14 protein-coding genes are annotated in these 12,765 nt (G+C 71.7%); 5 read left to right on the top strand and 9 right to left on the bottom strand.

Going from position 1 to position 12,765, the window contains the following annotated elements:
• Window positions 1-97: 97 nt before the first annotated feature.
• Complete coding sequence (locus tag ACQEUU_RS15750) at window positions 98-892, top strand: SDR family NAD(P)-dependent oxidoreductase (protein WP_433066216.1); 795 nt, start codon at window positions 98-100, stop codon at window positions 890-892.
• Window positions 893-1,030: 138 nt separating this feature from the next.
• Window positions 1,031-1,318 carry a hypothetical protein gene (locus ACQEUU_RS15755; RefSeq protein WP_433066219.1) on the top strand — a complete coding sequence of 96 codons (288 nt, stop codon included), beginning with the start codon at window positions 1,031-1,033 and terminating at the stop codon, window positions 1,316-1,318.
• A gap of 120 nt (window positions 1,319-1,438) precedes the next feature.
• On the opposite strand, the gene ACQEUU_RS15760 is transcribed toward ACQEUU_RS15755, so the two are convergent.
• From ACQEUU_RS15760 to ACQEUU_RS15770, 3 genes are all read right to left on the bottom strand, one after another.
• The gene (locus ACQEUU_RS15760) at window positions 1,439-1,831 is read right to left on the bottom strand and encodes a hypothetical protein (protein ID WP_433066221.1); all 393 of its coding nucleotides are present in this window, start codon (window positions 1,829-1,831) and stop codon (window positions 1,439-1,441) included.
• A 233-nt stretch (window positions 1,832-2,064) separates the two neighbouring features.
• Window positions 2,065-3,489 (bottom strand): type I glutamate--ammonia ligase, encoded by a 1,425-nt coding sequence (gene glnA, locus ACQEUU_RS15765; protein ID WP_270153860.1) that lies wholly within the window; start codon window positions 3,487-3,489, stop codon window positions 2,065-2,067.
• Between the two features lie 85 nt (window positions 3,490-3,574).
• Window positions 3,575-3,874, bottom strand: a complete 300-nt coding sequence (locus ACQEUU_RS15770) for a hypothetical protein (RefSeq protein ID WP_433066223.1) — start codon at window positions 3,872-3,874, stop codon at window positions 3,575-3,577.
• An 89-nt stretch (window positions 3,875-3,963) separates the two neighbouring features.
• On the opposite strand from ACQEUU_RS15770, the gene ACQEUU_RS15775 reads away from it, so the two are divergent.
• From ACQEUU_RS15775 to ACQEUU_RS15785, 3 genes are read left to right on the top strand one after another with little or no spacing between them, the layout of a single operon-like run.
• Entirely contained in the window at window positions 3,964-4,425 is a 462-nt protein-coding gene (locus tag ACQEUU_RS15775; protein ID WP_433066225.1) for an RDD family protein, read from the top strand.
• Window positions 4,426-4,473: 48 nt separating this feature from the next.
• On the top strand, window positions 4,474-5,079 hold the full coding sequence (locus tag ACQEUU_RS15780; RefSeq protein WP_433066228.1) for a TetR/AcrR family transcriptional regulator: 606 nt from the start codon (window positions 4,474-4,476) through the stop codon (window positions 5,077-5,079).
• Complete coding sequence (locus tag ACQEUU_RS15785) at window positions 5,076-6,017, top strand: hypothetical protein (RefSeq protein WP_433066230.1); 942 nt, start codon at window positions 5,076-5,078, stop codon at window positions 6,015-6,017. The genes ACQEUU_RS15780 and ACQEUU_RS15785 overlap by 4 nt, the downstream gene beginning before the upstream one ends.
• Here the strand turns inward: ACQEUU_RS15785 and ACQEUU_RS15790 are convergent.
• The 6 genes from ACQEUU_RS15790 to lipB all read right to left on the bottom strand — a co-directional run bounded on the left by ACQEUU_RS15790 (window position 5,998) and on the right by lipB (window position 12,733).
• On the bottom strand, window positions 5,998-6,762 hold the full coding sequence (locus ACQEUU_RS15790; protein WP_433066233.1) for a class I SAM-dependent methyltransferase: 765 nt from the start codon (window positions 6,760-6,762) through the stop codon (window positions 5,998-6,000). The two genes, ACQEUU_RS15785 and ACQEUU_RS15790, sit on opposite strands and share 20 nt — an antisense overlap.
• Window positions 6,762-7,442: a DUF4191 domain-containing protein gene (locus ACQEUU_RS15795; protein ID WP_433066236.1), complete on the bottom strand. Its 681-nt coding sequence runs from the start codon at window positions 7,440-7,442 to the stop codon at window positions 6,762-6,764. Before ACQEUU_RS15795 ends, ACQEUU_RS15790 begins: the two co-directional genes overlap by 1 nt.
• 93 nt (window positions 7,443-7,535) lie before the next feature.
• Entirely contained in the window at window positions 7,536-9,908 is a 2,373-nt protein-coding gene (locus ACQEUU_RS15800) for a beta-glucosidase H (protein WP_433066239.1), read from the bottom strand.
• A 136-nt stretch (window positions 9,909-10,044) separates the two neighbouring features.
• Entirely contained in the window at window positions 10,045-10,974 is a 930-nt protein-coding gene (gene lipA, locus ACQEUU_RS15805; protein ID WP_433066242.1) for a lipoyl synthase, read from the bottom strand.
• A gap of 48 nt (window positions 10,975-11,022) precedes the next feature.
• Window positions 11,023-11,982: a hypothetical protein gene (locus ACQEUU_RS15810; RefSeq protein ID WP_433066245.1), complete on the bottom strand. Its 960-nt coding sequence runs from the start codon at window positions 11,980-11,982 to the stop codon at window positions 11,023-11,025.
• 58 nt (window positions 11,983-12,040) lie between these two features.
• Window positions 12,041-12,733: a lipoyl(octanoyl) transferase LipB gene (lipB, locus tag ACQEUU_RS15815; RefSeq protein WP_433066248.1), complete on the bottom strand. Its 693-nt coding sequence runs from the start codon at window positions 12,731-12,733 to the stop codon at window positions 12,041-12,043.
• Window positions 12,734-12,765: the final 32 nt, after the last annotated feature.

Raw genomic sequence — 12,765 nt, forward strand, 5'->3', positions numbered from 1 at the left:
GCCCGCCGGAAACACCGGTCCGAACGCCGCGAGCCCGTGCCGGGCGCCCGCGCCTAGCGTGTTCCGCGACGTCATCCCCTACGGCGAAGGAACACGAATGGATCTGCGGCTTTCCGGTCGCGTCGCGATCGTCACCGGCGCGTCCAAGGGCATCGGCCTGGCCGTGACCCGCACCCTGCTCGACGAGGGGGCCAAGGTCGTGGCCGTCTCCCGCAAGCCGGGGCCCGGCCTGGACGGCGACCTGCTCCACGTGCCGGCCGACCTGATGGACCCCGAAGCGCCCGGCCGGGTGGTGGCGCGGGCCGTGGAGGAGTTCGGCGGGCTCGACATCCTGGTCAACAACGCCGGCGGCCGGCCGCCCGGGGTGGCGCTGCCGCGCTTCTCGTTCATGGCCCCGGCCGACGAGGACTGGCGGGTCATGTTCGAGTTCAACCTGTTCGCGGTGGTGCGTTTCGTCCGGGCGGCCATCCCGCCGATGATGGCACGCGGCGGCGGCTCCATCGTCAACGTCTCGTCGGGCTCCGCCAGGCTCCCCGCCCCGATGAACGTGGACTACAGCGCCGCCAAGGCGGCGCTGAACAACCTGACCATGGCGCTGTCGCAGGAGTACGCCCCGCAGGGCATCCGCGTCAACACGGTCTCCCCGGGGCCGGTGCGTACGGCGTGGTGGACCGAGGAGGGCGGCGCGGCCGACATCCTCTCCGCGCAGACGGGCGCCGACCGCGACACCGTGCTGGAGCGGGTGGCGCCGGAGCTGATGAACCTGTCGATCCCGCGACTGGTCGACCCGCAGGAGGTCGCCGACGCGATCGCCCTGCTGGCCTCGCCCCGCTCGGCCGCCACGACCGGCGCCGACCTCGCCGTGGACGCGGGCTTCCTCAAGGAGGTCTGACCGTCACCAAGGCGCGGGCCCCGGCGTCGTTCATCGACCCATGCTCAATCACACAGGACAGGTTTCCCCGGCGTGAGAACACGGGATGTATTCGGATGCACACGATCAGTAGCCATCAACTGTCTGACAGGAGATACCGTGCGCATCAAAACTGCGAGTCTTGCAGGCGGTCTGCTCGCCACCGCTGCGCTGCTCTTCACCCTCGCGCCCGCCGCATCGGCGACGACGACGACCCACGACCCGCGCGACGACCGTAACTGGGGCCACTCCTGGCACCACAACGTCCACCCCTCCTGGAACAACTACGGCTTCAGGAACCACCGTCACGGCTACCGGCACAGGCACCATGACTTCTGGCGCAACCGCCACGGCTACCGCTACCACGACCGTTACCGTCACCCCTGGAACCACCATCGGGGTTGGTAAGACACTCTGAGCGCTGTCGGCGGCCTGGCGGGGAGCACCACCCCCCAGGCCGCCGACGCGTGTCACAGCCCGCCGTCCGCGTAGGCAGAGATCGGAACTGAGGGCATGCCGACGCGCCGATCAATCCCCGTAGCAGTGCAACATCAGATCGGGCTCTGACCGCCAGCACATAAGCAGCTTCCGCATGGCCGCCACCAACTCGCGCTGTGCGTCATTGTCGACAGCAGCGTCCAGACGATCGACATCGGCTTCAAGCTGGAGCAGGTCGCGGCGATCGAGAACCGAGTCCGACCATGGGTCGAGCTGCCCGAGAAGGGGCAGCCTGCTGCCCCCGGCACTGTTCACGAGCGGCAACAGTTCTTCCACCTCCACGTCCAGCACCCAGCCTCGTTGCCGCGCCGTCATCCACTCCTCGGCGTTGGCGCGGTGGTGCTCACGCCGCTGCGCGCGGGTAGCGCGACGAAGGCTCTTCGGACGAGGCTGCGGCGGACGCAGTACCAACAGCAGGCCCATGCCAGGGACGGTACCGGAGCTGGGCGACGACCATGCCCGTCCATCCCGTTCGCCGTCAACCCGCCGCGGAGCGGCAGCGGGCCGGCCCGTGGAAGCTTGAGCGTGCCATGCGGAAAGCCCGTAGCAAGGTGCAGGACCTCCCCACGGGCTTCCGATTCCACGACCTGCGTCAACTACCTCGCGTCACTCCTCATCGCCTCAGGAGCCGACGTCAAGGTGGTCCAGGCCCGCGGTCACACGTCGTAGTAGAGCTCGAACTCGTGCGGGTGCGGGCGCAGCCGGATCGGGTCGACCTCGTTCTCGCGCTTGTAGGAGATCCACGTCTCGATCAGGTCGGGCGTGAAGACGCCGCCTTCGAGCAGGTAGTCGTGGTCCGCCTCCAGGGCGTTGAGCACCTCGGGGAGCGAGCCCGGCACCTGCGGGACCTGGCGGGCCTCCTCCGGCGGCAGCTCGTACAGGTCCTTGTCGACGGGCTCCGGCGGCTCGATCTTGTTGCGGATGCCGTCGATGCCGGCCATCAGCATGGCCGAGAAGGCGAAGTACGGGTTGCAGGACGGGTCGGGGACCCGGAACTCGATGCGCTTGGCCTTCGGGTTGGAGCCCGTGATCGGGATGCGGACGCAGGCCGATCGGTTGCGCTGCGAGTAGACCAGGTTGACCGGGGCTTCGTAGCCCGGGACCAGGCGGTGGTAGGAGTTGACCGTCGGGTTGGTGAAGGCCAGCAGCGACGGGGCGTGCTTGAGCAGGCCGCCGATGTAGTAGCGGGCGGTGTCGGACAGGCCCGCGTAGCCGACCTCGTCGTAGAAGAGCGGCGAGCCGTCCTTCCACAGCGACTGGTGGCAGTGCATGCCGGAGCCGTTGTCCCCGAAGATCGGCTTGGGCATGAAGGTGACGGTGTGGCCGTACTCCATGGCCGTGCTCTTGATGATGTACTTGTAGAGCATCAGCTGGTCGGCCGTCTTGAGCAGCGTGCCGAACTTGAAGTCGATCTCGGCCTGGCCGGCCGTGCCCACCTCGTGGTGCTGCATCTCGACCTCGATGCCGCACTCGATGAGGTTGCGGACCATCTCCGAACGCAGGTCGGTGAAATGGTCCATCGGCGGCACCGGGAAGTAGCCGCCCTTGTAGCGCGGCTTGTAGCCGAGGTTGCCGCCCTCGGTGGCCTTGCCGGTGTTCCAGGCGCCCTCGATGGAGTCGATGTAGTAGTAGCCGGCGTTCTGCTTCGTCTCGAAACGGACGTCGTCGAAGATGTAGAACTCGGCCTCGGGCCCGAAGTAGACCGTGTCGGCGATGCCGGTGCCCTTGAGGTACTCCTCGGCCTTGCGGGCGACGTTGCGCGGGTCGCGGCTGTAGGCCTCGCCGGTCAGCGGGTCGTGCACGAAGAAGTTGATGTTGAGCGTCTTGTGCTGGCGGAACGGGTCGACCACGGCGGACGACGGGTCCGGCAGGAGCAGCATGTCGGATTCGTGGATCGCCTGGAAACCGCGAATCGACGAGCCGTCGAACATGAGGCCGTCAGAGAAGACGCTCGCGCCGAAGTTCTCCACAGGGAAGGTGAAGTGGTGCGTCGTCCCCGGCAGGTCGGTGAACCTGACATCGACGAACTGCACCCCTTCGTCCCTGATGAACTTCAGGACGTCGTCGGCGGAGTTGAACACTCTCGAACCTCCCTGGGGACGGGCTATCACCCGTGAACGTACGGCGCGGCCGTTTCCGTACGGTGTCTCGATTGTTTCGCACGTGTTACGCAGTGTTCGCGTCTCCGGACGCGCCGGAGGCGAGGGCGCGCAGGACCGGGGAGGAAGGCTCGGCGGGCGGTTCGTGGGCGGGGGAGACCATGCCGGGGCGGAAGACGACGATCAGCAGGGCGGCCACGACCACCGCCAGCACGGCGGCGACCGCGTAGCGGACCCGCCAGGCGCGCCGCCGCCGCCGCGGGCGCGCGCCCTTGCTCGCCGCGGCGCTCAGCCTGCGCCGCTCCTCCTCGCTGAACTGCGCCACCAGTTCTTGGAAGCGCGCGTCCAAGTCGTCCCCGTACGGCATGACCTCCATCATGGATCGCCGCACCCGCGTCGCGGAAGCGCGGCCGGGTCACGATCCCGACCGCCCGTACCGGCGGATACCTTTGAGGCATGAGCAGGAACGAGCCGCGGTGGACGCAGACCTGGCTGGGCGGGCTCCGGTCCGCCGGGGTCGATCTCGGTTACCCGGGGGAGCGCCTCGGGCTGCCCGAGGAGGGCAGCGGAGCCGTCTCCGGCTGGGGGCGCAGGATCGCCGCCCTGGTCATCGACTGGCTGATCTGCACGTGGGCCATCACGCAGCTGCTGCTCAGGATGAACCCGGCGGAGCAGCCGTGGGTGCCCGCGCTGGTGTTCGCGGTGCAGTACGTGGTGCTGGTCGGCGTCATGGGGCAGACGTTCGGCCATCGGCTGGCCGGCATCCGGGTGGCGGCGATGGACGGCGGCGACCCGCGCTGGTTCCCCGTGCTGGTCCGCACGGTCCTGCTCGTGCTGGCGCTGCCGGCGCTCCTCTTCGACCGCGACAACCGGGGGCTGCACGACCGGGTGTCGAACACCGTGGTCGTCCGCATGTGAAAACCATACCGGGTTTATTTTTGTACTGAGTACGGTTAAACTGCCGTCATGATGATGGCGGGTTTGCGCGAGCGCAAGAAAGAGGAGACCCGGCGGCGCATCGCCGGCGTGGCGCTGGAGCTGTTCGCGCGGCGCGGGTACGACGCGGTGACGGTCGGCGAGATCGCCGAGGCGGCCGGGGTCGCCAAGGTCACCCTGTTCAACTACTTCCCCACGAAGGACTGCCTGGTCCTCGACGGGATCCATGACGACATCGCGTCGATCGTGACCCGGCGGCGGCCCCGCCAGACGCCGCTGGACGCCCTGCGCGAGCACTACCTCGCGACGGCCGCGCACGGCCCCGGCGACGTCGGCCGGATGCTGGCCCAGGTCCGGATCATCGCGGCCACGCCGGTGCTCATGGCCGGGCTGCACCAGTCGAGCATGGGGCAGCGCCACGAACTGGCCGCCGCGCTGCGGGACCCGGCGGGCGGCGAGACGGCGGCGCGGCTCATGGCCGCCCAGATCACCGCCGCCATCACCACGATCCAGGAGGCGTTCTTCCAGCGGCTGGCGTCCGGGACCCCGCTGGAGGAGGCGAGCCGGCTGTTCGCCGGCGACGTGGAGCTCGCCTTCGACCAACTACGCGACGGCATTGGCGGTAATGAATCATGAAAAAAGGCATCAACTACGACACCGGCTTCCTGCCTGGATCCCAGCTCACCCGCCCGGCCTTCGACCGCGACACCGCGCGCCGCGAGCTCCGGGTGATCGCCGGTGAGTTGCACTGCCAGGCCGTGCGCGTCTCCGGCGGTGACCCCGCCCGGCTCGCCGTCGCCGCCGAGGAGGCCGCCGCGGCCGGCCTGGAGGTCTGGTACGCGCCGTTCCCCGTCGACGTCACGCCCGAGGAGACCCTGCCGATGCTGGCCGAGTGCGCCCGGCACGCCGACGGCCTGCGCGCGGGCGGCGCCGAGGTGGTGTTAGTGGCGGGCTGCGAGGCCAGCGCCTTCCTGCCCGGCTTCATGCCGGGAGGGACGTACGGCGAGCGCCTGGGCGTCCTGACCACCGCCCCGCCGGAGTGGTGGCGGTCCGAGATCCCGCCGATCATGAAGAGGCTGGACGCCTATCTGACCGAGGTGGCCGAGACGGTCCGGCCGCTGTTCAGCGGCAGGCTCACCTACGCCGCCGCGCCCTGGGAGTTCATCGACTGGACGCCGTTCGACCTCGTCGGCGTGGACGCCTACCGCGCCGCCTACAACGCCGAGACCTTCCGCGACGAGCTGCGCGCCCACTTCCGGCACGGCAAGCCGGTGGCCGTCACCGAGTTCGGCACCTGCGCCTACCGGGGCGCCGGCGAGCAGGGCGGCTCGGCCTACCTGGTGCCCGACGGCGCGGTCCCCGACGAGGACGAGCAGGTCCGCTACCTGAACGAGCTGCTCGACGTCTTCGAGGAGGAGGGCGTCGAGACCGCGCTGTGGTTCACCTTCGCCGGTTACACCCGGACAGGCGCGGCGGACCTGGGCTCGTACGGGGTGGTCCGGATGCTCGACGGCACCCGCTGGGAGCCGAAGGCGGCCTTCCACGCCATGGCGGCTAGATACGCGAGCAGGTGAAGATGGCGGTGCCGGGCAGCTGACGGCCCCGCAGCGGGCTCCAGCCGCCCCACACCCGCTCGTGCTCCTGCGGCCACTCCGGCTCCACCAGCCCGGTGACGGCGAGGCCGGAGGCGGCCAGCAGGCTCACCCAGTCGCCCATGGTGCGGTGGTGCTCGACGTAGGAGAGCTCGCCGTGCTCGTCGCGCTCCTCGTACGGCGTGCGGTCGAAGTAGGAGCGGTCGGAGGTCAGCCCGCGCGGGCCCGGGTCGTCGGGGAACGCCCACCGGATCGGATGGCTGACCGAGAACACGAACCGGCCGCCCGGCCGCAGCACCCGGCGCACCTCGCGGAAGACCGCCGCCGCGTCGGCCACGAACGGCAGCGCCCCGAAGGCCGAGCAGGCCACGTCGAAGCTCTCCGACGCGAACGGCAGCGCCTCGGCGTCGGCCTGGACCACCGGCACCCGCACGCCGGTCTCCTCGTTGATGCGGCGCGCGTGCAGCAACTGGCCGCGCGACAGGTCGAACGCGGCCACCCGGGCGCCCTCGGTCACCAGCCAGCGGGCGCACTGCGCCGCCCCGCAGCCGATCTCCAGCACGTCGCGCCCGCGCACCTCGCCGAGCAGCCGGGCCTCGGCCTCGTCGAGGCCCTCGGGGCACCAGACGAAGCCGGTGTCGCGCAGGAACGGGCCGTGCTCGGCCTGGTAGTCGTCGGCGTTGCCGTCCCACCAGCCGCGGTTGGCCCGCGACGACCGCGACGGCACTAGCGCATCTTGGGGCCGCGCGGCATGCGGGCGCCCTTGGGCATCGGGCCCTTGGGCAGCGGCATGTTCTTCGGCAGGGAGCGCAGGCGGTCCTTGACCTCGTTGACCGCGGGCTTCTTCAGGTTGCGCGGCAGCTTCATGATGTGGCGCTGCAGCTTGGCCAGCGGCACCTGGCCCTCGCCGTCACCGCACTGCACGTCGTAGATCTCCACGCCCAGCACCGCGCGGGCCAGGCGCTTCTTCTCGGCCGCGAGCATGCGGGCCGTGCGGTTGCCTGGCCCCTCGGAGACCAGGATCACGCCGGGGTAGCCGACGACCATGTGGACCAGGTCCTGGTCGCGGTTGACCGCGATGGCCGGGGTGACCTGCCAGTTGCCGCGCATGCCCTGCAGCACGGCGGCGGCGGCGCCGACCTGGCCGTGCAGCAGGGAGTATTGAGCCCTCTGGGCGAGCTGCCCGAACACCACCAGGCCGACGGTGAACGCCAGCAGGATGCCCAGGAAGACCGAATACCACAGATAGTCGGTGACGAGCCCGATCACGACCACGACAGCCAGCGTGCCGACCGCCGAGAGGAAGACGATCGGCATCCCCTTGGGGTTGGACTGCTTGATGATCTGCGCGATCATGCGGAGCTGCTTGATGCGCCCCGGCTTCTCTTGACCCTCGGACTTCGCCATGGAAGGAAGGATACAAACGAACCGGACAGGAACGAGAACGCGGCGGCCCCGGATGCCCGCCGCGTCCGCGTTCGCCCCGCCGAATGGCGGTTCTCAGCGCTCGACCGTCACCGACAGCCTCCGGTCGCCGTAGTGGCGGGCGGCCTCCAGCAGATACTCCCCGGGCGCGACCCGCCACCCGTCGCCGTCCCAGATCTCGTACGCGCGAGCGGGCACGCCGACCTCGGCGTCCACGCTCTGACCGGGATCGGCCTCCACCACCGCGAACCCGGCCAGCCACCGGGCCGGACGCTCCGGGTCGGGCGTGACCGGGGCGGCGTAGACCTGCACGACCTCCCGGCCGCGCCGCCCGCCGGTGTTGGTGACGCGCACGGTCACCGACCCGTCCCCCACGCTGATCGCGTCGTAGGACCAGGTCGTGTAGCCGAGCCCGTACCCGAACCAGAAGGCCGGCGCGCGCCCGCTCCGCTCCCACGCCCGGTAGCCGATGAACGGCCCTTCGTCGTAGACCAGCACGCCGCCGGCCGGGGTCACGTCCACCACGGGCGCGTCGGCCAGCCGGGCCGGCCACGTCGTCGGCAGCCGCCCGCCGGGCTCCTCGTCGCCGAACAGCACCGCGGCCAGCGCCGAGCCCGCCTCCTGGCCGGGGAACCAGGTGAGCAGGACCGCCGCCACCGCGTCCAGCCACGGCATCTCCACCGGCGAACCGGCGTTCACCACCACCACCGTGCGCGGGTTGGCGGCGGCCACCGCGGCGATCAGCTCGTCCTGCCGTCCCGGCAGCCTGAGGTCCTTCCGGTCGAAGCCCTCGCTCTCCACCTCCGGCGTGGTCGCGGCCACCACCACGGCCACGTCGCTGTCCGCCGCCACACGCACCGCCTCGGCGAACAGCTCGTCCTCACCGGGCGACGGCTCGGCGTGGCCGAGCGCGCACACGATGAACGCCATCCCCTGGAACCCGCTCGTCGGGTGCCGGACCTCCAGCTCGTACGTGACGCCCGCCGCCAGGTCGACGGCCACCCGCCGCTCCGGCGGCGACAGCAGCGCGGCCGGGTCGCCGCCGTCCGGCGCGAGCGTCGCGTCGAGGACGACCCGGCCGTCCACCGACAGCGTGTACGCGCCGCCGCCCGCCACCGACAGCTCGTGCCGCCCGCCGGTCCGAGGCGTGTACGCGGCCCGCAGCAGGAACGCCGCCAGCCGGTCGGGGTCCACGCCGGGCGGCGTCTCGCCGATCCAGCGACCCTCGGCCGCGGGCAGCGGCTGCTCGGCCAGGACCTCGCCCCCGGCGTCCAGGAAGACGGCCGTGGCCGGCACCGCCAGCGGCGCCAGGCGGACGCGCGGGTCGGTGCCGAGCGCGTACCGGACCTCGACGCCGGCGCGCCCGCGCAGGCCGTCCAGCGGGGAGACGACGTGGCCGGGGAACACCTGGGCGCTGCCGCCGCCCATCACCCTGGCCTCCCTGGCCGCCGCCCCGACCAGCGCGACGGACCGGACGCCGGACAGCGGAAGCAGCGGCCCGTCGTTCTTCAGCAGCGTGAAGCCCCGTACGGCCACCTCGCGCGCCAGCGCCACCCCGTCCACCTCGGCGTGCCCGCCGGACGCGGAGGAGGCCGTCGGATGCAACGCGCCGGTCCGTTCCGCCAGGCGCAGGATGCGGCGCACCCGGTCGTCGATCAGCGACTCCGGCACCCGCCCCGCGCGCACCGCCGCCTCCAGCTTGTCGCCCCAGGGCCCGTGCGGGCCCGGCATGGCCACGTCGGTGCCGCCCAGCGCGGCGGCCTCCGCGGAGCGCACCGCCGTCCAGTCGGACACCACCAGCCCGTCGAACCCCCACTCGCCTTTGAGCACCCCGTGCACCAGCTCCGCGTGCTCGCTCATGGTGGCGCCGCCGACGGCGTTGTAGGCCGTCATGACGCCCCACGCGCCCGCCTGGACGACCCGCTCGAACGGCCGCAGGTACAGCTCGCGCAGCGTCCGCCCGGCCACCTCCACGCTGACCGTGAACCGGTCGGTCTCGGAGTCGTTGGCCACGAAGTGCTTGGGCGTGGTCGCCACCCCGCCCTCCTGCACGCCCACCACGTAGGCGGCCGCCACCTCGCCCGTCAGGTGCGGATCCTCCGAGAAGCACTCGAAGTGCCGCCCGCCCAGCGGCGAGCGGTGCAGGTTGACCGTCGGCGCGAGCAGCACGTGCACGCCCTTGCGCCGGGCCTCCTGGGCGAGCAGCCCGCCCACCCGGCGCACCAGCTCCACGTCCCAGGTGGCGGCCATCGCGGTGGGGCTGGGCAGCGCGATCGACGGGCTGACGGCGCTCCACCGCTCGCCGCGCACGCCGATCGGCCCGTCGCTCATCACCAGCCGGTCCAGGCCGATCTCCGGAACCGGGTGCAGCGCCCACATGGAGGCGCCGGTCACCATCCTGACTTTCGTCCGCAGGTCGAGCCCGCTGATCACGTCGTCGTAGTTCACGATCACAGTGTCGGGGACCCTCGTCCCCGTGGTCACCCCGCCGTGAAGAACTCCGGCACGGCGCCCGCGCGGTCAGCGCGGCGGCGGGGGAACGCGTGAGCCCCGAGGCGATGCCCCGGGGCTCACGGCGAGGACGTCAGGCCGTCTGGCGGGCGGCGATCGCCTGCTGGTAGAGCTTGCCCGCCCGGTAGGACGAGCGGACCAGCGGGCCGGACAGCACGCCGGCGAAGCCGATCGCCTCGGCCTCCGCCTGCAGCTCCACGAACTCCTCCGGCTTGACCCAGCGCTCGACCGGGTGGTGGCGGGGCGTCGGCCGCAGGTACTGGGTGATGGTGAGCAGGTCGGTGCCGGCGGAGTGGAGGTCGCGCATCGCCTCCAGCACCTCCTCGCGGGTCTCGCCCAGCCCGAGGATGAGGTTGGACTTGGTCACCAGCCCCGCCTCGCGCGCCGTCGTGATCACCTTCAGCGAGCGCTCGTAGCGGAACGCGGGCCGGATCCGCTTGAAGATGCGCGGCACGGTCTCGACGTTGTGGGCGAACACCTCGGGCTTGCTGGAGAAGACCTCCTCCAGCTGGCCGCGGTCACCGTTGAAGTCGGGCACGAGCAGCTCGACGCCGCAGCCGGGCACCATCGCGTGGATCTGCCGGGCGGTCTCGGCGTAGAGCCAGGCGCCGCCGTCGGGCAGGTCGTCGCGGGCCACGCCGGTCACGGTCGCGTAGCGCAGGCCCATCTGCTGGACGGACTCGGCCACCCGGCGCGGCTCGTCGCGGTCGTACTCCTTGGGCTTGCCGGTGTCGATCTGGCAGAAGTCGCAGCGGCGGGTGCACTGGTCGCCGCCGATGAGGAACGTCGCCTCACGGTCCTCCCAGCACTCGTAGATGTTGGGGCAGCCCGCCTCTTCACAGACCGTGTGCAGGCCCTCGCGGCGCACGAGCGATTTCAGCTCGGTGTATTCGGGGCCCGTCTTCAGCTTGGTCTTGATCCACGGGGGCTTGCGCTCGATAGGGGTCTCGGCGTTGCGCACCTCCAGGCGGAGGAGCTTTCGGCCTTCAGGAGCAACGGTCACCCTGCCAGCTTACGTCTCCCGGCCCGGTGGCCCTCGCCAGGGGACGGATCAGGAGATCAGCCCGAATCCCCGCACCGCGCGGGTGTAGTGGCCGAGCAGCTCGTCGTCGATGCGCCCGGACTCCGCCTCACCCAGCAGCGGGGTCGCCGACCCCGGCCGGGTGGCGCGGGACAGCGCCCCGCGCCTGATGACGGGCACGCTCTCGCCGCGCAGCGCGGCCGCCTGCATCGGCGCCAGGTAGCGGCCTCCGGAGAGCAGTTCCTCCAGCTCCGCCACCTCCCCGGGGGCGACCGCCTTCGCCGCCGCCGCCAGCCTGCGCTCGCGCGCCCGCTCGTCGCCCGAACGGGCCAGCCGGGTCAGCGCGAAATCCACCAGCAGCACCGGCGCCCCCAGCACGCGGCCGATCAACCGGCCGACCGTCCCCGCCAGCTCGTAGGTGGTGTCGGGGGTGTCGAACGCGCCCAGCGTGCCGGTGATCTTGGTACGGGCCTCGTCGCGCGCCCGCAGCGGCGCCGAGCCCAGCAGCGCCTGCCGCCACTCGCCCAGCGTCGACAGCGCGCCCTCCACGAGCAGGTCGTGACCGGTCGCCTCGCTCGCGTACGTCGCCGCCAGCAGGGTCACGCGCTGCCTCGGCGTCAGCGCCAGCCACGCCGGCAGACCCAGCACCAGCACCCTTGTGCGCCTGAAACCGACCTTCTGGTACGTGGACCGGGTCGCCAGATCCCTGATCGCCACCAGCTCCGGCGGCCTGATCCCCATCCGGACCGCGACCCGCTCGGCCGTCCCGTACAGCTCGGCGGCCTCGGCGCGGTCGAGCACCTCGGCGTCGGCGGGCAGGCGCTCCGGCCGCGGCCGCAGCAGCCACCCGATGCCGATCAGCACGCCGCCGATCAGCCAGCCGAAGACGAACTCGGCGTTGACCACGATCGTCCACGCGCCCAGCACGATGAAGCCGAGCGTCAGGGCGTGGACCACAAGGGCGAGGAGCAGGGCCGCCGCGCGCTTCATGATCCGGAGCATAGACGCGTCCGCCCCGCGCGGGCAGTGGCCCCGGGGCCAGAGCCGGTCAGCGGCGCAGCAGATCCTCCTCGTGGAGGTCGAACGGCTCACGGCCGAGCGCCTCCGCCAGGCGCTTCTCCGCGATCGGCATGACCTCCTCGGCCACGATGCGCCGGCCCGTCTCCGCCGACAGCGTCGAGACCCCCACGTCCGGCAGCCCGCACGGCACGATCCGGTTGAACCACCGGGGGTCGTTCGCGCAGTTGAGGGCGAACCCGTGCATCGACACCCCGCGCGAGACCCGGATGCCCACCGCGCCGAGCTGCCGGTCCGGCAGGCCCAGGCTGGCGTCACCGGCGGCCCACACCCCGGCCCGCCCACGGACCCGCCTCGCGGTGACGCCGAAGTCGGCGCACACCTGGATCATCGTCTCCTCGAGCCGGCACACGTAGTCGACGACGTCGCCGACCGCGACGATCGGGTAGGCGACGAGCTGGCCGGGACCGTGCCAGGTGACCCGCCCGCCCCGGTCGACGTCGATGACCGGGGTGCCGTCGGCCGGGCGCTCGTGGGCGGCCGCCCGCTTGCCGGCCGTGTAGACCGGCGCGTGCTCCAGGATCAGCAGCGTGTCGCCGATCTCGCCGGCGGCCCGCTTGCCGTGCACCCAGCGCTGGAGTGACCACGCCTGCTCATAGGGAACGTCGACGCCCAGGCGGACGACGGCAAGAGTGTGGGGATCGACCCCGCTGATGGGGCGCATGGGTCTATTGTGCCGTTCCCTCACCCTTGTAG

This window comes from Nonomuraea sp. CA-218870, assembly GCF_050936535.1.
Lineage (GTDB): Bacteria > Actinomycetota > Actinomycetes > Streptosporangiales > Streptosporangiaceae > Nonomuraea > Nonomuraea corallina.